This is a genomic window from Acidobacteriota bacterium, assembly GCA_016184105.1.
Classification (GTDB): Bacteria; Acidobacteriota; Vicinamibacteria; order Vicinamibacterales; family 2-12-FULL-66-21; genus JACPDI01.
The window spans coordinates 1-20,750 of record JACPDI010000031.1 but is presented as its reverse complement, the minus strand read 5'-3'; the positions used below and the strand labels follow the sequence as shown (position 1 = coordinate 20,750).

Genomic DNA, 20,750 nt, shown 5'->3' with positions numbered 1-20,750 from the left:
ATGCTGACGCTGCAGGATCTCATTTTCAAGCTGTCGGAGTTCTGGGCCTCGCGCGGGGGCCTCCTGCAGCAGCCGCTCGATACCGAGATGGGCGCCGGCACGATGCACCCCGAGACGTTTCTCCGGGTGCTCGGGCCGTCGCCGTGGAGCGTCGCGTACGTGCAGCCATCGCGGCGCCCCGCTGACGGCCGCTTCGGCGAGAACCCGAACCGCCTGTTCAAACACCACCAGTTCCAGGTGATCCTCAAGCCGGCGCCCGATGAAGCGCAGGCGCTGTACCTCCAGAGCCTGGAGGCCTGCGGGATCGACCTGCGCGCGCACGACGTGCGGTTCGAGGAAGACAACTGGGAGTCGCCGACGCTCGGGGCGTGGGGCATCGGCTGGCAGGTGCTCTTCGACGGGCTCGAGATCACGCAGTTCACCTATTTCCAGCAGGCCGGAGGCCTCGACCTTGCGCCCATTTCGGTGGAGCTGACCTACGGCCTCGAGCGTCTCGCGATGTCCCTTCAAGGAGTGGAAGACGTCTACGACCTCGAATGGGCGAGCGGCGTGAAGTACCGGGACGTGCGGCACCGCGACGAGGTGGAGCAGTCCAAATACGTGTTCGGCCAGGTGGGAATCCCGCGCGCGCAGTTCGCCGAACAGCACCGGCGCTGGTTCGACGAGTACTACGCCTTCGCGCGGACGCTGCTCGCCTCCGGGCTCGTGCTGCCGGCGCTCGAGTACTGCCTGAAGTGCTCCCACGCGTTCAACATCCTCGACGCATCCGGCAGCATCGGCGTGACGGAGCGCGCGGCCTACATCCTGCGCGTGCGCCAGCTTGCCGTGGCCATCGCGAAGGCGTGGGTGGGGGAGCCGGAGGCCAGGGACCAGAGGCCAGAGGTCAGGGCGGAGGGCTCCGGGCAGCCGGAGACCGCGGGGGAAAAACCCTAGATGGACCGCGAGCTGCTCATCGAAATCGGCACCGAGGAGCTGCCGGCCTCGTGGCTGCCGGGGCTGACGCGTCAGCTCAAGGAGCGAGCCGACGCGACCCTCGCCGAGTTCCGGCTCAAGTCCGATCCCGCCGAGACGTTCGCCACTCCACGGCGGCTGGCGCTTCGCGTCGGAAAAGTCGCCGAGCGGCAGGAGGACCTCGAGGAAGTGATCACCGGCCCTCCCGTGTCGGCCGCCTTCAGGGATGGCCAGCCCACGGCTGCGGCGGCCGGCTTTGCCAGAAAGAACGGCGTCGAAGTCGACCGGCTCGCGCGTGTGACCACCGCCAAGGGGGAGTACCTCGCGGTCAATCGCCACCATCGCGGCCGTGCGGCGGCCGACGTGCTGCCCGGCGTGCTGAGCGTGCTCCTCAGGAGCCTGTCGTTCCCGAAGCAGATGCACTGGGACGCGGAGCTGCCCGACGGGAAGGGGGAGCTGGTCTTCGGCCGTCCGATCCGGTGGCTGCTGTTTCTGTACGGAGGGCGCGTCGTCCCGTTCACGATCGGTCGCACCGAGCTGGCGCGCGGGCCGAACGTACAGGAGGTCCAGTCGGCGGCGCTGACCTACGGGCACCGGTTCCTCGCCACGAGCGGCCGCGCCGGGCGATCGATCAAGGTCCGCAACTTCGACGAGTACCGTTCGCGCCTGGCGGAGCATTTCGTCGTGCTGGATCGCACGGAGCGCCGCGAGCGCGTCACGCGCGAGCTGGACATGCACGCGCGACGGCTGAACGCCCGCGTGCTGCCGATGGGGCACGCCGAGCTGCTGCAGGAGGTGCCGGACCTCGTCGAGTACCCGACGGTCATCGCCGGCGCGTTCGATCCTGCGTTCCTGGATCTTCCGCCGGAAGTGCTCACGACCTCGATGATTCACCACCAGCACTTCTTTCCGGTGGTGGACGAGCACGGCAAGCTGAAGCCCGCGTTCCTTGCGGTGACCAACACGGAGCCGCAGGACAAGCGCACGATTTCGACCAACGCGGAGCGGGTGCTCGCCGCGCGGCTGCGGGACGCGAAGTTCTTCTGGGACAGCGACCTCAAGACGCCGCTCGAGTCGCGGCTCGCGCGGCTCGAGACGCTGCTGTTCCACAAGCAGCTCGGCAGCTATCGCGCGAAGGCGGAACGCATCGAGGAGCTGGCTCGCTGGATTGCCGCGGAGACTTTTGGGAAGCCCGATCAGGCGGAGTTCGCCGCCACGGCCGCGCGCCTCGCCAAGGCGGACCTGACGACCGACATGGTCTTCGAGTTCACCGAGCTGCAGGGCACGATGGGCGGCATTTACGCGCGCGAAGAGGGGGCGCCCGAGCAGGTCTGGAAGGCGATCTACTACCATTACCTGCCGGTTGCCGTGGAGGCGGATGCCGCGCCGAAGCGCGCGGACCTGGTCGAGGCTGCCGTCTCGTGGGCGTCGGTCGCGCTCGCCGACAAGCTCGATACCGTCGTCGGGCTCTTCAAGGCGGGCGAGCGGCCGACGGGGTCGCGCGACCCGTACGGGATCCGGCGGCAGATGCAGGGGATCGTCCGCATCCTGATGGATCTGCCGGAGCTGACCGGGCTGCGACTGGAGATCGGTCTGGAGGCGCTGTGCGAACGCGCCGGCAGGCACATCGGCGAGACCGGCTTCCCCTGGGGCGGCTTCAATTATTTCAGCGGCTTCGTCGGAGAGCGCGTGCGATTCGTGCTCGAGCAGCGCGGCTATCCCATCGAGACGGTGCGCGCCGTGACGCAGCAGTGGGACGTCAGCCCGTTCCGCGCGCGGCGCGTCGCCGACGCGCTCCAGGACGTCCGCAAGGGGGAGGATTTCCTCGCGCTCGCGGTCCTGTTCAAGCGCGTGAAGAACATCGCGAAGGAACTGGACGAGGGCGTGCCCATGGAGCGCGCCCGCGCGCCGCTCGAGCGGTCACTGCTCACCGAGCCGGCCGAGCAGGCGCTGCTCCAGCAGCTCGATGCGCGCCGTCCGGCGGTGCAGCAGGCGGTCGCAGGCGGCGATTACCGGCGCGCGTTGACCGAGATCTCGGCGCTGCGTCCCGCGGTCGATCGCTTCTTCACCGAAGTCTTCGTCATGGTCGATGACGCCGCGCTCAAGACCGCGCGGCTGGCGCTGATGGCGGAACTGCGCGACCTGGTTCTCCAGCTCGCCGATATTTCTGAAATCGTCCCTCAATCGGAGTTATAGAGACATATGGCTGAGAAGCTCGCACGCAAGGCGAAGAAGGCTGCGGCGCCCTCGTCCCGCACGCGCCGGAGCAAGTACGTCTACTTTTTCGGCAACGGCAAGGCGGACGGAAACCGCAACATGAAGGACCTGCTCGGCGGCAAGGGCTCCGGGCTCGCCGAGATGACCAACGCCGGCCTGCCCGTCCCGCCCGGCATGACCATTTCCACCGAGGCGTGCACGCTGTACTACGCGCAGCATCGCAAGACGCCGAAGCTGGTGGACGAGCAGATGCTCGAGAACCTGAAGAAGCTGGAGAAGGCGGCAGGCGCGAAGCTCGGCGACGTCGGCAACCCGCTGCTCGTGTCGGTCCGTTCCGGCGCGAAGTTCTCGATGCCGGGGATGATGGACACGATCCTGAACCTCGGGCTGAACGACCAGACGGTCGAAGGCCTGAAGACGCGCACGAGCAACGGCCGCTTCGCGTACGACAGCTACCGCCGCTTCATCCAGATGTTCGGCAACGTGGTCCTCGAGATCCCGAAAGAGGAGTTCGAGCACACGCTGGAGGCCGTGAAGAAGGCACGCGGCGCGAGGCTGGATACGGACCTGGACGAGGCCGCGCTGCGCGAGGTCGTCGCGCGCTACAAGCAGGTCGTGCGTGAGAAGGCGGGGAAGGCGTTCCCGCAGGATCCGCTGGCGCAGCTGCGCGGCGCGCGCGATGCGGTGTTCCGCTCCTGGAACAACCCGCGGGCCATCGAGTACCGCCGCATCTATGAGATCCCGCACCACATCGGCACCGCGGTGAACGTCCAGATGATGGTGTTCGGCAACACCGGCGAGCGGTCGGCGACCGGCGTCGGGTTCACGCGCAACCCCGCCACCGGCGCGAAGGAGTTCTACGGGGAGTTCCTCGTGAACGCGCAGGGGGAGGACGTGGTCGCCGGCATCCGCACGCCGCAGCCGATCACCGAGCTCGAAAAACTGATGCCCGCCGCCTACAAGCAGCTCCGCCAGATCACGACGCGGCTGGAGCGGCACTACCGCGACGTCCAGGATTTCGAGTTCACGATCCAGGACGAGCGGTTGTTCATGCTGCAGACGCGCAACGGCAAGCGCACCGGCTACGCGGCCGTGGTCATCGCCACCGACCTCGTGGACGAGCAGCTGATCACGCCGAAGGACGCCGTCCTGCAGGTCGATCCCGAGTCGCTGTCGCAGCTGCTCGCGCCGGTGTTCGATCCCAAGGCCTGGAGGGGCCTGCCGATGGCGGCCAGGGGGCTGCCGGCCTCGCCCGGCGCCGCTTCGGGCCAGGTGGTGTTCACCGCGGATGCCGCCGTGGAATGGTCGCGGCAGGGCAAGCCCGTCGTCCTGGTGCGCAAGGAGACGGTGCCCGATGACATCCACGGCATGTTCGTCGCGCAGGGGGTCCTGACCGCGACGGGCGGCATGACGTCGCACGCCGCGGTCGTGGGCCGCCAGATGGGGAAGCCGTCGGTCGTCGGCGCCGGGCAGCTGGAGATCCGCGAGGCCGAGAAGAAGTTCAGCGTCGATGGCCGGACGGTGAAGGAAGGGGACTGGGTCTCGTTCGACGGCCTGACCGGCGAAGTCAAGATCGGCCAGATGCAGACCAAGCCGAGCGAAATCCTGCAGGTCATCGCGGGGCAGATGAAGCCGGCCGGGTCGGACATCTATCGGCGGTTCGCGCGCCTGCTCGAGTGGGCGGACAAGCACCGCCGCCTCGGCATCCGCGCCAACGCGGACCAACCGGACCAGGCGGAGACCGCGTATGCGTTTGGCGCCCGCGGCATCGGGCTGTGCCGCACCGAGCACATGTTCTTCGGTGAGGGCCGCATCCCGATCGTGCAGCGCATGATCCTCGCGGACAACGAGCAGGACCGCCGCGCGGCGCTGAACGAGCTGCTGCCGATGCAGCGCGACGATTTCTACGGCGTCTTCAAGGCGATGCACGGCTCGCCGGTGACCATCCGCACGATCGATCCGCCGCTGCACGAGTTCCTGCCGAAGCGCGAAGATCTCATGGTGGAGATCGCGCGGCTTGAAACCGCCGGCAGAACGGGACGCGAGCTCGAGGAGAAGCGCACGCTGCTGCGGCGCGTGGAGCAGCTCCACGAGTTCAATCCGATGCTCGGCCATCGCGGCGTGCGCCTCGGGATCACGTATCCCGAGATCACCGAGATGCAGACGCGCGCGATCATCGAGGCGGCGTGCCAGTTGAACAAAGAGGGCTTGAAGGTCGTTCCTGAAATCATGATCCCGCTGGTGGGCACGGTCAAGGAGCTGCGCGATCAGAAGATCATCGTGGATCGCGTGGCCGCGGAGGTCATGAAGGAGAAGGGCGTCAAGATCCAGTACCTGGTCGGCACCATGATCGAAGTGCCGCGCGGCGCGGTGACCGCCGACGAGATCGCGCAGGAAGCGCAGTTTTTCTCGTTCGGGACGAACGACCTGACGCAGCTCACCTTCGGCTACTCCCGGGATGACGTGGGCAAGTTCCTGGGGATCTACCAGGAGCGGAAGATCCTGGACCGCGATCCGTTCGCGTCGCTCGATGTCACCGGCGTCGGGCAGCTGGTGGAGATGGCGTGCCGCAAGGGGCGCTCGACGAAGAAGGATCTCAAGCTCGGGGTGTGCGGTGAGCACGGCGGCGACCCGTCGTCGATCCATTTTTTCAACAAGGTCGGCCTCGATTACGTGTCCGCCTCGCCGTATCGCATCCCGGTCGCGAGGCTTGCCGCCGCGCAGGCGGCGCTGAACGTCAAGGTCGGCGACTAGGTTGATTACCGTCCTTGTCCGGAGCGGCGGCCGCGTGACGACCACCGACCAGGTGGACCCGGCGTGGCTCCGCCCGGACAGCGACGCGATCGTCTGGGTGGACCTCGCGAACCCGACGGCCGAAGAGGGGCGCATCCTCTCCGGCGTGTTCGGGTTCCACGAGCTGGCGGTCGAGGACGCCCTGGCCGAGAGCCACCATCCCAAGATCGAGCCGTACGACGACTACCTGTACGTCATCCTTCACGGCATCGACTTCGAAGCCACGAGAAAGAAGCGCGGCTTTACCACCCGCGACGTGGACTTCTTCCTGTCAGATCGGTACCTCGTGACCGTCCACGACGGCCGCTCGCGGTCGATCGCCGCGGTGAGGGACGTCTGCCTGCGCAACGGCGACGTGCTGCGGGACGGCACCGCGGGGCTGATGTACCGCATCGTCGACGCGATGGTGGACAACTATCGGCCGGAGGTCGATCGGCTCGAGCAGCAGATCGACCGGCTCGAGACGGAGGTGTTCACGCGCGCCCGGCACGGCATGATCAGGACGATCCTGGCCACCAAGCGCGACATCATCTCGCTGCGCCAGGTGGTGCAGCCGCAGCGTGACGTCATTGGCCGGCTGGCGCGGCGCGAGTTCCGGCTGATCGACACGCAGGCGGGCTACCGGTTTCGCGACGTCTACGACCACCTGGTACGGCTCAGCGATGAATCGCTGATGTTCCAGGACCGCGCGACGAGCCTGGTGGAGGCGCACCTGTCGAGCGTGTCGAACCAGCTGAATACCGTCATGAAGATCCTGACGGTCATCTCGACGATCTTCATGCCGCTGACGTTCGTCACCGGGTTGTTCGGCATGAACGTGACCCTCCCGCACTTCGGCCTGGGCGACGACGTCCTGTTCTGGGCGCTGCTGCTCTTCATGGTCGCGCTGGTCGGCTTCATGCTCTCGTGGTTCAGGAAGCGCGGGTGGCTGTAATCCACCGGCTGCCACCGGAGCTGGCGAACCAGATTGCCGCGGGCGAGGTCGTCGAGCGTCCTGCGTCGGTGGTCAAGGAGCTCATCGAGAATGCCCTCGACGCCGAGGCCCGTCGCATCGCCGTCACCGTGGAGCTGGGCGGCAAGAAGCTGATCCGCGTCGAAGACGACGGCGCCGGCATGGACGGGGAGGACGCGCGGCTCGCGCTGGAGCGGCATGCGACGTCGAAGATCCGCCGCGCGGAGGACCTGGGCGCCATCGTCACGCTCGGCTTCCGGGGGGAGGCGCTGCCGAGCATCGCGTCCGTCTCGCACTTCGTCCTGCGCACGCGCGCCCGCAGAGAGGGCAGTGGCACCGAGGTGCGCGTCAACGGCGGGACGGTCGAATCGGTGCGCGAGATCGGGGCGCCGGAAGGCACGACCATCGAGGTCGCCGACCTCTTCTACAATCTGCCGGCGCGCCGCAAGTTTCTCAAGTCCGATTCGGCGGAGTCGGCGCAGGTCTCGCGGTTGGTCACACAGCTCGCCCTCGGGTATCCCGAAGTCGGGTTCACGCTCACCAGCGCCGGGCGGACGGTCATCCGGTGTCCCCCCGCGCAGGGATCGCGCGAGCGGTTCTTCCAGTTGTACGGCGAGCGTCCGGACCTGGTGGAGCTCCGCAAGGAGGCGGGCGGCCTGCGCATCAGCGGCTACATCGCGGCGCTGGCCGAGCAGGGGCCCGTGCGCGGCCCGCAGAACGTGTTCGTCAACCGCCGGATCGTCCGCGATCGCACGATCGCGCACGCGATCATCGAGGCGTACTCGAACGCCACGATCAAGGAGCGCAGCCCGGAGGTGCATCTCTTCATCGAGATGCCCCCGGATCGGCTGGACGTGAACGTCCACCCGACGAAGGCCGAAGTGCGCTTCCTGGAGCAGTCGCTCGTGCACGGGGTGTGGCGCCGCGCGCTCGGCGAGGCGCTGGGCCAGGGGCCATCGCCCGAGTTCCAGTTCCGGGCCGTGTCGCTGCCGCCCTCCGAGCCGCTCGCGCAGAGCATCCCGGGCGTGCTGGCCGGCGCGTCTGTGGCATCCCGGTGGAGTGCGCCGGGAGCCGCCGGCTCGACCGGCTATCCGCACTGGGCCCCGCCGGCGCCGGCGGCCGCCGTCGCGGCGGCAACGCCGGTGGATGCGACGGCATCCATCCGCCCCATGATTCCGCTCGGGCAGTTTCGAGACACGTTCATCGTTGCCATCGACGACGAGGGGGTGGCGATTATCGACCAGCACGTCGCGCACGAGCGCGTGCTCTTTGAGCAGGTGATGGAGCGACTGAGCGCCGGGCGGCTCGACAGCCAGCGGCTGCTGTCCCCGATGCTGGTGGATCTCTCAGCGGCCCAGCGCCAGGCGCTCGCCAGTCACGGCGAGGCGCTGGCGCGCTTCGGGTTCGAGGTTGAGGAGTTCGGCGGCGATAGCGTGCGTCTGTGCGCGGTGCCGGCTCTCTTGGATGCCGCAGAGTGCGAAAGCGCGATTCGCGCGCTCTCGGACGACCTCGACGAGCTCGACCGCGGATCCCGCGTGGAGGATGCCCTCCGTCGAATTGCCGCGACCACCGCTTGTCATGCAGCGGTCAAGGCGAACTATCCGCTCACACGCGAGAAGATGCAGTTCATTCTCGATGAACTGCGCCGGACCGCCTACTCCACGGTGTGCCCGCATGGCCGTCCTGTGGTCCTCCGCCTCACTCGGCGCGAGATCGAGCGCAACTTCCAGCGGATTTAACCGCGCTTAGCCTCTCTGGCCTCTGGTGCCTGGCCCCTGGCCTCTGCCACGCCCCGCGCAAGATTCATCGCGTGAAAACTCTCGTTGACAGCCACGCATGCGGCTGCTACATTCGCATCATCCCAGCAACCGATCGACCAGCCTGACGGCTGACCGCAGCCTCATGGAATGGCCGTGGTGTATCTACCCGGGCGATTCGTGGGGGGCTGCAGCAGCCTGGCGCGGGGCGGGGGGAGTCTTGATGTCGCGACCGGTGTTGTTCACGGCCATCACTGCGATGCTCGCGCTCGCGTGCTTCGCGATTGGAAGTTACTGGGGCGCGCGCCACGCGCTCGCCAGCGATACGCGCATCGACACGCTGCGGAGCGAGCTGGCGTCGCTGCGCAGGAACGACGTGGCGCGGGCGACCGGCACCAGCGGCCGTGGCGACGCGGTGTCCGCCGCCCTCAGCGAAGAAGTCCGTTCGACGATGGTGGCCGACATCAAGAAGCAGTTGCAGGCCGAGATGGGCCTGCTGCCGTTGCAGCTGCTCAAGTCGCGGAAGGAGAGCTTCGTCGAGCTGTACTCGTACGACGATCGCGGCGGCAGCAGCTACGGGACGGCCGGGTATCTGGGCGGGGGATATTTCATCACCGTGAAGCACGCGGTCGTGGCGCTCGACGGAAAGCCGGGCAGTTCCGCCGGTTTCGATGACACGCGAGACGGCCGGAAGATCTCATCGATCAAACTGATGTACCGCGGCCGTGCGCTGCGCGCGCGCGTGGTCGACCACGGCGACGCGACGGCCGAAGTCGACCCGGGCGATTGGGCCGTGTTGAAGGTCCAGGACCAGGTGGACCTGCCGGCGTTGACCGTCGATCTGAGTTACCCGTACGACTTTGCCGACCCCATCTTCCGCCTCGGCAACGACTATTCGAAGGGCATCATCCTGTCCACTGGTTACGTGGGGCAGCGCACGGGCAACGACCTGGTGACATGCCTGACCGATGGTCATCCCGGGGTGTCTGGCGGTGGAGTGCTCAATCGCGAGGGCGCGCTGGTTGGCATTCCGGTCGGCCGGATGCAGGGGGACTACCGGTTCTCGTTCATCCTCCCACTGCGTGCCGAGATGTTCCGGAGGGTGCCGGACGTCAAGATTGCGGAGCTGATGGCGAACTGATCAGAGGCCGGAGGTCAGAGGCCAGGTGCGACGCCGCAACGGCTATTCGTCAGAGGCTTCTGGCGTACCCGACCTTTGGCCTCTGGTAGCCGACCTCTTCAGCGTTTCCCAGTACTCCATCCTCTTCCGGATCTCCCGCTCGAAGCCCCGCTCGACTGGCTCGTAGTACCGGCGTCCGTGCTGTGATGGCGGCAGGCACGACATGTCGGTCACGGCGTCCGGGTTGTCGTGGGCGTACTGGTAGTCCTTCCCGTAGTTGAGATCCTTCATCAAGCGCGTCGGTGCGTTGCGGAGGTGCAGGGGCACGGGTTCGGCGGTCTCGCGACCGGCGGATTCGGCCGCGCCGAGATACGCGCGGTAGACGGCGTTGCTCTTGGGCGCGGTTGCGAGGTAGATGGCCGCCTGGGCGAGGGCCGTGTTGCCTTCGGGCATGCCGATGAAGTGCACGGCATCTTTGGCGGCCACGGCGATGCTCAGCGCCTGCGGATCGGCGTTGCCGACGTCCTCCGAGGCAAACCGCACCAGGCGTCGCGCCACGTACAGGGGGTCTTCGCCTGCTTCCAGCATTCGCGCCAGCCAGTACACGGCTGCGTCCGGATCGCTGTTTCGCATCGACTTGTGCAGCGCCGAGACCAGGTTGTAGTGTTCCTCCCCCGCCCTGTCATAGAGCAGCATCCTGTTCTGCACCACCCCCGCCACCACCCCAACCGTCACTTCGGGGTCAGATCCCGAATTCGCACCCTTTTCGTGGACTGACCCTTTTGCCGATGCGACACTGACCGCCAGTTCCAGCGTGCCCAGCGCAATCCGGGCGTCTCCGTTCGCATACAATGCGATAGCCTGCGCCGCTTCGGCATCCACCCGTGGTCGCAGCGCCCCAAGCCCGCGCTCAGAATCCACCAGCGCCCGATGCAGAATCGCGATGAGGGCGGTCTTGTCCAAAGGCTGCAGCACGAACACTTTCGAGCGCGACAGCAGCGCGGAATTGACCTCGAAGGATGGATTTTCGGTCGTTGCCCCGATAAGGACGATGTGGCCGGCCTCAACGTGGTGAAGGAAGGCGTCCTGCTGAGCCTTGTTGAAACGGTGAATTTCATCCACGAAGAGAATCGTGCGACGAGCCAGCCGCCGGCGGGTCTCTTCGGCCCGCTCCATGACGGCGCGGATTTCCTTGACGCCCGATAACACCGCGCTGAACGCGACGAAGTCGGCCTTCGTCGCGGTCGCAATCAGCCTCGCGATGGTGGTCTTTCCCGTGCCCGGTGGGCCCCAAAGAATGATCGATTGGAGCGTGTCTCGCTCGATCGCTTCCCGCAGCGGCCGGCCAGGGGCGAGGATCGTGTCCTGCCCGACCACCTCATCGAGTGTCGCCGGCCGCATCCGCTCGGCCAGTGGTGACGGCGCTGATTCGGAATGGGCTGCGGGCTTGTCGCGATGCTTCTGGGGGGATGGTTCGCCTTCGCCGAAGAGATTGTTCATGGGGTCAGCCGACGAAAAACGTGTGATTTCTGGATCTGACCCCACGCTGGCGGCAGGCTTCGTACAGGATCACGGCGGCGGAGACGGCGACGTTCAGGGACTCGACGGGGGGCCGCATGGGGATGGTCACGCGCTCGTCGGCGTGATCGAGCTCGCGGTCAGACAGGCCCGGACCCTCGCCGCCCAGCATGAAAGCGAGCCGGCGGCGGAAGTCGAATTCGTGCATCGGCGCGCCGCCGCGCGGGACGGCGGCCGCAATGATCAACCCCCGCCGGCGTGCCGCCAGCAGCGCGTCGTGCAGAGCCACGCGCTCCGACACCGGCAAGCGGAACGTACTGCCCATAGCCCCTCGCAGAGCCTTCCAACCGTACGGATCCGCCGAGGGGGTGCAGGCGACCAAACCGGTCGCGCCAGCCGCTTCAGCCGTCCTGATCACCGCGCCGAGGTTGCCCGGATCCTGCACGCCAGCCAGGACGGCCACGAGCGGCACGGAGCCGTCCATCACCCGCTCGAGCGGCGGCGGGGACATCTCGGCAATCGCGACGATGCCCGACGGCGTTTGGACGGGGCTCATGGCGGCCATGAGGCTCTCGCTGACGGACAACACCCGCGCGCCATGCGCTTTGAGGCGTTCCGCCAGCCGGCCGACACTCGCTTCGTTGGCATCCGCCACGCGCGTGAGCACGCGCGCGGCCAGCGCGGCCGTGGTGATTCTGACGCCGGCCTGCAGGGCTTCGGTCACCAGATGTTCACCGTCGAGGAGCACCTGGCCGTTCTCGCCGCGACGCCTCGCAAGCCCCCGAAACGCCTTGACGACGGCATTATGCCGGCTCGCGATGGTTTCCATTAGTTCTCCTCGCGGCGTGGGCAGTCGCCCCGAGACTTGCGCCTCACTGGCCTGCACACGTGGGCTATTCTATTATCTGAGGCAGTTACCCTGCATGAAAGCACGCCTGCTCAAGAAATTCGAAGACGAACTGGCCCAGCTCAATCTCGAGCTGAAGACGGAGCTGCCGCGCGAAATCAAGCGCGCCCGCGAACTTGGCGACCTGCGCGAAAACGCGGAATACCACGCCGCCAAGGAACGGCAGCGGCTCGTCGAGGCCCGCATCTCGATGCTGCAGAAACGCGTGGGGGAGATCTCGATGATGAATCTCGATCGCATCCCGCGCGGCCGCGTCGGCTTCGGCAGCAGCGTCCACCTGCGCGAGGACGGGGGGACGGAAGCCGTCTACCAGCTCGTCATGCCCGAAGACGCCGACGCCGAGAAGGGCTGGATCTCCACGGCGTCGCCGATCGGCCGCGCGCTCCTCAACCGCGAGGAGGGTGACGAGGTCGAGGTTCGCACGCCCAACGGCACACGCCGCTTCGAGATCACGCGCCTGTCCACGATCCACGACGACGCCGAATGAGCGAGTCTCCCTATTCGCCGGCGCTCCGCACGGCGGTGGTCCTGACCGGCAGCGGCACGGCGGGCGCGTATCACGCCGGCGTGCTGCGCGCGCTGCACGAGGCGGGCGTGCGCGTCGATCTGGTCGCGGGACGGGGAATCGGGGCGCTCGGGGCGATGTTTGCCTCGATTGACGGGAGCGCGCGCCTCTGGGAGGCGGACGGCTTCTGGCGCGCCAGGGGGATCGAGACGCTCTACGGGTGGCGGCCGCGGCTGAAGGCCGCCGGCTGGGCGCTCGCCGTCGCCGTGGCGTGCCTGGCACTTCCCGTGGCGGTCCTGGCGGGCGTTGGCGCCATGTACTTGATCGCGTGGGTGCTCGCGCTGGCGGGCGCCGTCGGGGTGAGCGTCACGGTCAGCGCCGCCGCGGCACGGCTCCTGGCCGCGCTCTTCGACCCGGGCGCGCTTCCCACGATCGTGCCCAGGCTGGCGATGCTCGCCTGCATCGCGGCGATGGCGATTTTGATCTTTGCCGCCTGGCACGCACGCCGCCGGCGCAGCCGGCACGAAGCGACCGGCTGGGCGTCGCTCATCGGCGCGCCCCTCGACAGCCACGAGGCCGTGTCCCGCGCGACCGCGGCGCTGTGGGATCTGATCCGCGGCGCGGCCCCGATCGCGGCTCCCACGGCGCGCGAGATCAGCCGCAGGTATGCCGAGATGCTGGCCGAAAATCTCGGCCAGCCCGGTTTTCGCGAGCTGCTCATCGTCACTCACGACGTGGATGCGCGGCGCGACGTCACCTTTGCGCTGCTCTCCGAGCCGCACCGGTCGCGAGTGTTCGGCCGGAAGGGCAGTGGTGCGGACGCCGACAAGATCGATCTGGCCGGCACCGGCCGCGATCACGCGCTCGACGCGCTTGCGGGCGCGTTGGGCCTCCCGCTGGCGACCGATCCGCACATCATCACGTTCGCGCCGGAGGCGTACTGGCGCGGCGAGGCGCACCGCTTTGCCGACCGGCCGTCCGCCGCGCCGCGCGTGCTCGAGGAGGTGGCCGCCGCCGGCGTCGAGCAGGTGATCGTCGTGTCGGCCGCCCCCGCGCTCGAGGGACCGCACGCGCTGTCACCGGCGCGCGGGGACGCGCGCGGTCGCGGTGGGGAAGTTCTCGTCGCCATGGAATCGGCCTCGCTGCGCGACGGCCAGGCCTCGGCGGCCTCGCTGGGACTCTTTCCCGGCGGACTGTTCCAGGTTCGCCCGGCCCACAACCCGCTCGGCCCCTTCGACGTGCGGGGCGGCTACGACCTGCGTTCGGATCGCGAACAGACGGTGGCCGAGCTGATCGATCGCGGCTACGAAGACGCCTACCGGCAGTTCATTGAGCCCATCGTCGGCGCCGGCGGAGAGCCGGCCGAGCAGAAAGTCCTATGAAGCGTTCCACGAGCCTGATCCGGCCGAAGAAGCCGACGGATCCGGCGGCGCCGCTCATCGAGCCGATCTACGAGACGACGACGTACGTGTTCGAGTCGGCCGAGCAGGTGCGCCAGTACTCCGAAGGCGCGCTCAAGAAATTTCTCTATTCGCGCTACGAAAACCCCACCGTCGTCGCTGTCGAGCAGCGGCTGGCGCAGGCGGAGGACGCGGCGGAGGCGCTGGTCTTCAGCTCGGGGATGGCGGCGACGGCGACGGCGCTGATGGCGCTCCTGAAGGCGGGCGACGAGGTGGTGTGCAGTGCCGCGATCTACGGCGGCACGCTGCACCTGCTGCACGATCTTCTCTCGCGGTTCGGCATCACCACGCGTTTCGCGACGCTCGACGAGCTGCAGCAGCCGGCATCGCTGCTCGGCGCGCGCACGAGGCTCCTCTGGTTCGAATCGCCGATCAACCCGACGCTCCGCTGCCTGGATATCCGGGCGATCGCCGGCGCGTGCCGCGCGAACGGGGTGCTCTCGGCGATCGACAACACGTTCGCGTCACCGGTCAACCAGCAGCCGCTGTCGCACGGCGTGGACCTGGTGATGCACAGCGCGACGAAGTACCTCAACGGGCACAGCGACGTGACGGCCGGCGTCATCGCCGGCCCCGCGGAGCTCGTTCAGCGCGTGGGGCGCACGCGGCGGCTGCTCGGCACGATCCTCGATCCGCATCCCGCGTACGCGCTGGGCCGCGGGCTGAAGACGCTGCAGGTCCGCGTGGAGCGGCAGAATGCGAACGCGATGGCTGTCGCACGCTGGCTCGAGCAGGACCGCCGCGTGTCGCACGTGTACTATCCCGGCCTCGAGTCGCATCCCGACCACGACATCGCGCGGAGGCAGATGACCGGGTTCGGCGGCATGGTGACGATCGATCTGTCGGGCAGCTACGAACGCGCCGCGCGGCTGTTCGATCGCCTGCAGGTGATCCAGCGCGCGGCCAGTCTCGGCGGGGTCGAAAGCCTCTGCAGCCTCCCCGTGCTGACATCGCAGTGGGGCCACACCGACGAGCAGCTCGCGCAGGCGGGGGTCACGCGCGGGATGGCGCGGTTGTCGATCGGGCTCGAGGATCCGGACGATCTCATCGCCGACCTGGATCAGGCGCTCGCCTAATTCAGAACCCGGAGACCTTGGTGACTTCGCGCTTCCGCTCGGCGGGGACGTGCTCGCGAAGGAACTGATCGGCGAGGTCCAGGATCGTGCGGCTGATCATGGCGGCGTCGCCGTCGCCGAACTTCTCGCGGAAGCGGGCCATCGGCATCACGGCCTTCGCCATCGACCGGTGCCCGCCGGCGCTGCCGATCTCCGCAAACCACTTCTTCACGAATTCGCCGGCGTTCCTCGAGTACCCGAGGTTGCGCACGCTGAGGATCAGCGCGTCGTTCACCACGCCCGAGATGATCGTCCACTTGATGTCTTCGAGCTGCAGGAAGAAGTCTGCGGTGTAGGTGATGAAATCCTCGCGCGGGGCATCGCCAAGAAACGCGGAAAAGATCTGCTCGCGATGGGCCCCCGATTGCGTGGCCCGCACGACGTACTCGAGGCGGTCCAGCGTGATTTCCGCCCCCTCCATCTTTCGAATCAAGGCGGCGTCGGCGACCGGGTACAGGAATGTGAACGCCTCGAGGTCCGACCGGTTGGTGTGCCGCGAGAAGAAGAGCGTGTCCGACTTGATCGCGTACAGCATCGCGGTCGCGGTCCGCTCCGAGATGTTCACGTCCACGGCGCGCAGGTGCTCGGTCAGAATGGTCGACGTCGAGCCATATTCGGGCCGGATGTCCTTGAAAACCGCGCTGTACCCCGGCTGTTCCGGATGATGGTCGATCACCAGATCGACGCGTTCGAACAGCCCGTTGAAGTAGTGCGGCTGCACGTCCACCGTCGCGATCCGCTCGAAGCCGACGAGCATGTCCGCCGTCACACGCTCGACCTGGATGTCGAGCATGTTCGCCATGCGCAGGTTCTCCGGACGGGTCACCCCTTGCATGGCGCCGATGATGGCGGTCGTCTTGGTCCGGCGGAGGATGTTGCGCAGCGCGAGCCCGCTCGCCAGCGCGTCCGGATCCGGGTCGTTATGGAGCAGGATGAGCACGCGGTCCGCATCGGCGAAGTAGCGCTGGTACTGCTGCACTTTCGCGCGCGTCAACGAGCGGCTCAGCTCGGTTGTCAGCGTGGGACGCAGCAGGTCGGCGAGTTCCAGGTGCGTCACGTCCTCGTCCGGCTTGCCGTTCGACGGCTGCCGGGCGGCGGTCCGCGTCCCGAGGACGTAGATGAGCGTGCCCCCGGCGTCGCGCACCGCGTCGATGATGCGCTTCACGCTGCGGCGCCCGTTGTCCTCGATGATGACGCAGGCACTGGGGGAAAGGTCGGCCTTCAGGTACGTGTCGAGCCGGCGCGGGTCGCCGGTCCACAGCCGGAACCCGTCGTCGTGCAGCCGGCGCACGAGCGTGCGGTTTTCGACGAGGAATTCCACCTCGAAGGTGGGAACGAGGACCTCGCCGAGGGTCCGAATCACGAGCTCGTCCTGACAGATCGCGAGCGCTCGCACTTCAGCGCGCCCCCGTTGGATCGTTCACCAGCATGACGTGCAAACCACCATTATACGCGCTTGCAGCCCTGCTCATCGGCGCCACAGCCGCCGCGTCGCAGGCCCCAGAACGGTCACCAGATGACCCGCCAGGTGTCCCGTGCGGGGCCTGTGCCCGCGCGGCAGTCCGGCTGGCCGGCTGGAACCCAGTCGAGGGAAACAGCCTGGTACTGGTTCTGCGCCCAGAGGAAGTCATCGGCGCCGGCCAGGCGCTGGTGAAGGAAGCCCGAACGATCCTGCTGCAGCCAGCCGGCGGCGCAAGTATGGACGAGATGAGTTTCCGGGTGCGCCGATCGCTGGCGGACCTTCGCGGGGCGAATCCCGATGCCGCCCTGGGGGTCGTCGCACCGCGGCCGCTCGTTGAGGCTCTCCTCGCGCGGGAGCTGGCGGCCTATGCCGACATCGTCGTGTTCGAGGACGGGGCGGACGCGCGCGCCGAAGAGGTCAAGAGGACGCATCCGGGGCTGGCGGTGTGGAGCACGATCGCGTTCGACTCGTTCGAGCGCCTGCTGGAGGCGACTACGAAGCGATCCCCGGCCGTTGACAGGATGGTGACGTGGCCACCGCTCGCGAGCCCGACGCCGGAGTTGGCTGCCGACCTTCGCACGCTTGCCGAGGTCTTCCCCGACAACCTGGTTCCGATCGCAGATTTTCCGGCGCGGTGCGATCCGGTGGACGCCTGCAGCGTGGCGGCCTACGAGCGCGCGGACACGCGCGCGCCGGTCGTCGTCATCCGTCGCACGGGCGAAGGGCGCGCCTCGGTCGTGCTCTCGGCGCCACGCGCCGAGATGTTCGCGATCGTGTCGCACGTCCGCGCGTCCGCGGAGATCGCCGACAGCGTGCTCCCGCTCGCGCCCGTCCCGGCAGACAGCACGGGCGCCATTCGCCTGTGGATGCCGATGACCGGCGTGTCGCACCTGATCGCGCGGCTCCCGCCGGCGCAGGAACGCGTCGCCGAAACCGTGAGCGTGGTTGGCGCGCGGAGCCTGGCGGTGGAAGAAATCGTCGCGCGGCACCAATCGGCCGCGGCGCGACAGACGCGCGCCGTCCGTCGCCTCATCACCGAGGCGCAGACGATTGTGACCTTCGAGGTGCCGGCCTTCCCGGCACCCGTCACGATCGAGGCCGATACGACGATCTTCCAGGGTGACGGTCCGACCGAGCTGGCCCAGCGCCGCCTCACCGTGAACGGCGTCGCGTTCGCATCAGGCGGCTCGGGTGTGCCGAAGCTGCCGCTCATCGAGCCGGAACGCGCCGCCTCACCCCCGCTGGCGATCACGCTCGGCCGCGCATACCGATACCGTCTCGAGGGGCGGGAGCGGGTTGCCGGTCGCGACGCGTACGTGGTGGCGTTCACGCCGAGCGACGCGTCGCGCAGCCTGTTTGCCGGCCGCGCCTGGATCGACGCGGACGGCTTCGCGCTCCTGCGCGTGGACGCGGCGCAGACGAACCTGCGCGGCCCGATCACCTCGTCACAGCAGATTGAAGAGTTCGCCCCGCACCCGGCGGGCGAGGACACGGTGTGGCTGCTGGCGCGCTCCGAGATCCGGCAGGTCTACCAGGGTGCGGGCATCACGACACCGATCCATCGCCTCATGGTCGTGCGACGGCACGAGATCAACCCGCCCGGTCTCGCCGCGCGGCGCCAGGCGGCATATGCGTCATCGGCCGTGATGCTGCGAGAAACGCCCGAGGGCCTGCGGTATCTCCGTCGCGGCGACGGTCGCGGGACGGGAGGCGCGCCCTCGGCCGCGCGGGAAATCGCCGGGCGCGCCACGCGCATCCGGGCGCTCGCCGGCGGCGTGCTGATCGACCCCACCATCTCGCAGCCGCTGCCGTTTGCCGGGTTGAACTACACGGACTTCGACTTCCTGCGCACCGGCGCGCAACTGAACGCCTTCTATGCCGGCAGCTACGGGCAGTTCGCCTTCAACGCGCCGTCGATTGCCGGCACCCGCTGGCAGCTCACCGGCTCCGGGTTCGGGATTCTCGCGCGCTACAACGACCGTTCGTTTCGCGCCGGGCGCGAGCGCTACGAGGAAAACTTGCGCCAGCGCCCCGCGCGCGTGCGGGGCGGCGTGGTGCGCCCGCTGACGGCGCGGACGGCGATGCGGGGCGAGTACCTGTTCGATTACGTCGCGCTCGAGCGCGGCCCGTCCACCGCGCCGTCGTTCGTGACGCCCGCCGACCAGGTGGTGCACGGCGCACTGCTCACGCTCGAAACGCAGCGCGCGGGCTGGCGGCTCGAAGGGTGGTGGAACCCGGCACGGCGGAGCGGGTGGCGGGCCTGGGGCCGCCCGGACACAGACGACTACCGGGAAGAGCACGCCGATTTCCAGCGCTTTGGCGTCAATGCGTCCCGCCTGTGGATGCTGAGCCCGCGCCTGCTCGCACGGGTGGAGGCGGCGTGGATGTCAGGGCGCGATCTCGACCGTTTCAGCCGGTACGCCTTCGGAAGTTTCGACAACCGCCTCCGCGGGTACCCGTCGGCGAGCATCCGATACGACCGCGGCGCCGCGCTTCGCACCGCCCTCGCGTGGCAGGCCGGCGGACGCCTTCGGCTGGACGGCTTTGGCGATCTGGGGTGGGTGCGGGATCCCGGATTCGGCTCGCGCGCGCGGGCCTACCCGGGGATTGGCGCCGCGCTCGAGGCGCCGGGCCCCCGGTCCTTGCTGTTGGGCGCCGAATGGGGATATGGGATCAGGGGACTGAACACGGATGGCAGCCGCGGGACGCACGTGGTGCGCCTCACCGCGTACAAGGTCTTCTAAACCCTGTATTCTTTCCTCACCAGGGATCACCATGGGTGCCAGAACGGATCGCCTCACGGCTGTGCTCGCCGCGGCGACGATCGGCGTGGCGGGATCGATCGGCGTGGAGACGCAGAGCGTTCGGCAGCCGCGCGTGTTCCGCAGCGGCGTCGACCTCGTTCGCTTCAGCGTGGCCGTCACGGACTCCAAGGGAAAGCTCGTTCGCGGCCTCGCCGCTTCCGACTTCACGGTGCTCGAGGACGGCAGGCCCCAGACCATCACGTTCTTCGCGGCGGGAGACGCGGGAGAGGCGAAGCCGCCGATGCACGTCGGCCTGCTCTTCGATACGAGCGAGAGCATGATCGACGACCTCAGGTTCTCCAAGAACGCCGCGGTGAAGTTCCTCCGCGGCATGCCTGACGCGGTCGACGTGACCTTCGTCGACTTCGACACCGAGGTGCGGGTCGCGCGGTACGGCCAGAACGATTTTCCGAGGCTCGTCGAGCGCATCCGGTCGACCCACCCGCAGGGGTTCACGGCGTTGTACGATGCGCTTGGCGTGTATCTGGACGGCGCCTCGTCTCAGGACGGCGACAAAGTGCTCGTCATCTATACCGACGGCGGGGACACGCGCAGCAACGTCATGTACGGGGACGTGCTGGAGATGTTGCGTGCGTCCGACGTGACCGCGTTTTCGGTCGGGCTGCTCGAGAATCAGTCGGCGTCGGTCAAGATGGATCAGCGCATGCGGCTGCAGGACATCGCCGCCGTCACCGGCGGGATGGCGCTGTTTCCGACGTCGGCCGACCAGCTCGATGAGATGTACGCGCGCATCGCGGAGGAGATCGAAGCCCGCTACAGCCTGGGGTACCTCTCGACCAACACGAAGACGGATGGGGCCTGGCGCAAGGTCGAGATCAAGCTTCTGCGGCCGCACCTGAAGAACGTCCGGCTGCGCACGCGCCCCGGCTACTACGCGCCGTACCGCGCCGAATAAGGGGGACAGTCACACTTTCCGAAGCAGCGCCCTCTAGGAAAGTGTGACTGTCCCCCTTACTCGGCAGCAAGCCCTTCTGTGGTACGATCAGTTGTTTATCATGCCCTCGAAGTACGACCGCTTCTCGCTGGTCTCCGACTTTGAGCTGCGCGGCGACCAGGCGCGCGCCATCGACGAGCTGGCGGAGGGGCTGGACCGGGGAGATCCGCATCAGGTGCTCCTCGGCGTCACGGGGTCGGGCAAGACCTTCACCATGGCGCAGGTCATTGCGCG

At 68.1% G+C, this 20,750-nt stretch carries 15 protein-coding genes; 12 read left to right on the top strand and 3 right to left on the bottom strand.

Annotated elements, in window-relative coordinates; translation table 11 throughout:
* Positions 1-3 precede the first annotated feature (3 nt).
* From HYU53_11560 to HYU53_11535, 6 genes are all read left to right on the top strand, one after another.
* On the top strand, positions 4-933 hold the full coding sequence (locus tag HYU53_11560) for a glycine--tRNA ligase subunit alpha (GenBank protein ID MBI2221828.1): 930 nt from the start codon (positions 4-6) through the stop codon (positions 931-933).
* Positions 934-3,147, top strand: a complete 2,214-nt coding sequence (locus HYU53_11555; protein MBI2221827.1) for a glycine--tRNA ligase subunit beta — start codon at positions 934-936, stop codon at positions 3,145-3,147.
* A gap of 6 nt (positions 3,148-3,153) precedes the next feature.
* Positions 3,154-5,922, top strand: a complete 2,769-nt coding sequence (locus tag HYU53_11550) for a pyruvate, phosphate dikinase (GenBank protein MBI2221826.1) — start codon at positions 3,154-3,156, stop codon at positions 5,920-5,922.
* 1 nt (position 5,923) lies between these two features.
* Positions 5,924-6,895 carry a magnesium/cobalt transporter CorA gene (gene corA / locus HYU53_11545; protein ID MBI2221825.1) on the top strand — a complete coding sequence of 324 codons (972 nt, stop codon included), beginning with the start codon at positions 5,924-5,926 and terminating at the stop codon, positions 6,893-6,895.
* Complete coding sequence (mutL, locus tag HYU53_11540; GenBank protein ID MBI2221824.1) at positions 6,886-8,652, top strand: DNA mismatch repair endonuclease MutL; 1,767 nt, start codon at positions 6,886-6,888, stop codon at positions 8,650-8,652. Before corA ends, mutL begins: the two co-directional genes overlap by 10 nt.
* Positions 8,653-8,893: 241 nt before the next feature.
* The gene (locus HYU53_11535; GenBank protein ID MBI2221823.1) at positions 8,894-9,811 is read left to right on the top strand and encodes a trypsin-like peptidase domain-containing protein; all 918 of its coding nucleotides are present in this window, start codon (positions 8,894-8,896) and stop codon (positions 9,809-9,811) included.
* 42 nt (positions 9,812-9,853) lie between these two features.
* On the opposite strand, the gene HYU53_11530 is transcribed toward HYU53_11535, so the two are convergent.
* Together HYU53_11530 and HYU53_11525 are read right to left on the bottom strand one after the other, a co-directional pair.
* Positions 9,854-11,290 (bottom strand): replication-associated recombination protein A, encoded by a 1,437-nt coding sequence (locus HYU53_11530; protein MBI2221822.1) that lies wholly within the window; start codon positions 11,288-11,290, stop codon positions 9,854-9,856.
* A 4-nt stretch (positions 11,291-11,294) separates the two neighbouring features.
* On the bottom strand, positions 11,295-12,137 hold the full coding sequence (locus HYU53_11525) for an RNA methyltransferase (GenBank protein MBI2221821.1): 843 nt from the start codon (positions 12,135-12,137) through the stop codon (positions 11,295-11,297).
* Between the two features lie 94 nt (positions 12,138-12,231).
* On the opposite strand from HYU53_11525, the gene HYU53_11520 reads away from it, so the two are divergent.
* Genes HYU53_11520 through HYU53_11510 form a run of 3 tightly spaced genes read left to right on the top strand, consistent with a single transcriptional unit; the run spans position 12,232 to position 15,256 of the window.
* Positions 12,232-12,702, top strand: a complete 471-nt coding sequence (locus HYU53_11520) for a transcription elongation factor GreA (GenBank protein MBI2221820.1) — start codon at positions 12,232-12,234, stop codon at positions 12,700-12,702.
* A complete protein-coding gene (locus HYU53_11515) occupies positions 12,699-14,102 on the top strand; it encodes a hypothetical protein (protein ID MBI2221819.1) in 1,404 nt (467 codons plus the stop codon). Before HYU53_11520 ends, HYU53_11515 begins: the two co-directional genes overlap by 4 nt.
* A complete protein-coding gene (locus HYU53_11510; GenBank protein MBI2221818.1) occupies positions 14,099-15,256 on the top strand; it encodes an aminotransferase class I/II-fold pyridoxal phosphate-dependent enzyme in 1,158 nt (385 codons plus the stop codon). Before HYU53_11515 ends, HYU53_11510 begins: the two co-directional genes overlap by 4 nt.
* Before the next feature lies 1 nt (position 15,257).
* Here the strand turns inward: HYU53_11510 and HYU53_11505 are convergent, their stop codons facing one another.
* The gene (locus HYU53_11505) at positions 15,258-16,658 is read right to left on the bottom strand and encodes a DHH family phosphoesterase (protein MBI2221817.1); all 1,401 of its coding nucleotides are present in this window, start codon (positions 16,656-16,658) and stop codon (positions 15,258-15,260) included.
* A gap of 344 nt (positions 16,659-17,002) precedes the next feature.
* On the opposite strand from HYU53_11505, the gene HYU53_11500 reads away from it, so the two are divergent.
* From HYU53_11500 to HYU53_11490, 3 genes are all read left to right on the top strand, one after another.
* Positions 17,003-19,501: a hypothetical protein gene (locus HYU53_11500; GenBank protein MBI2221816.1), complete on the top strand. Its 2,499-nt coding sequence runs from the start codon at positions 17,003-17,005 to the stop codon at positions 19,499-19,501.
* A 31-nt stretch (positions 19,502-19,532) separates the two neighbouring features.
* The gene (locus tag HYU53_11495; GenBank protein ID MBI2221815.1) at positions 19,533-20,477 is read left to right on the top strand and encodes a VWA domain-containing protein; all 945 of its coding nucleotides are present in this window, start codon (positions 19,533-19,535) and stop codon (positions 20,475-20,477) included.
* A 100-nt stretch (positions 20,478-20,577) separates the two neighbouring features.
* The coding region (locus tag HYU53_11490) for a DEAD/DEAH box helicase family protein (GenBank protein ID MBI2221814.1) at positions 20,578-20,750 on the top strand (173 nt) is incomplete at its 3' end.

Excerpts from the sequence above, each read along its gene's own strand:
- HYU53_11555 (MBI2221827.1), top strand. The coding sequence starts at position 934 with ATGGACCGCGAGCTGCTCATCGAAATCGGCACCGAGGAGCTGCCGGCC.
- HYU53_11550 (MBI2221826.1), top strand. The coding sequence starts at position 3,154 with ATGGCTGAGAAGCTCGCACGCAAGGCGAAGAAGGCTGCGGCGCCCTCG.
- HYU53_11535 (MBI2221823.1), top strand. The coding sequence starts at position 8,894 with ATGTCGCGACCGGTGTTGTTCACGGCCATCACTGCGATGCTCGCGCTC.
- HYU53_11530 (MBI2221822.1), bottom strand. The coding sequence starts at position 11,290 with ATGAACAATCTCTTCGGCGAAGGCGAACCATCCCCCCAGAAGCATCGC.
- HYU53_11525 (MBI2221821.1), bottom strand. The coding sequence starts at position 12,137 with ATGGAAACCATCGCGAGCCGGCATAATGCCGTCGTCAAGGCGTTTCGG.
- HYU53_11520 (MBI2221820.1), top strand. The coding sequence starts at position 12,232 with ATGAAAGCACGCCTGCTCAAGAAATTCGAAGACGAACTGGCCCAGCTC.
- HYU53_11515 (MBI2221819.1), top strand. The coding sequence starts at position 12,699 with ATGAGCGAGTCTCCCTATTCGCCGGCGCTCCGCACGGCGGTGGTCCTG.
- HYU53_11510 (MBI2221818.1), top strand. The coding sequence starts at position 14,099 with ATGAAGCGTTCCACGAGCCTGATCCGGCCGAAGAAGCCGACGGATCCG.
- HYU53_11500 (MBI2221816.1), top strand. The coding sequence starts at position 17,003 with ATGAGTTTCCGGGTGCGCCGATCGCTGGCGGACCTTCGCGGGGCGAAT.
- HYU53_11495 (MBI2221815.1), top strand. The coding sequence starts at position 19,533 with ATGGGTGCCAGAACGGATCGCCTCACGGCTGTGCTCGCCGCGGCGACG.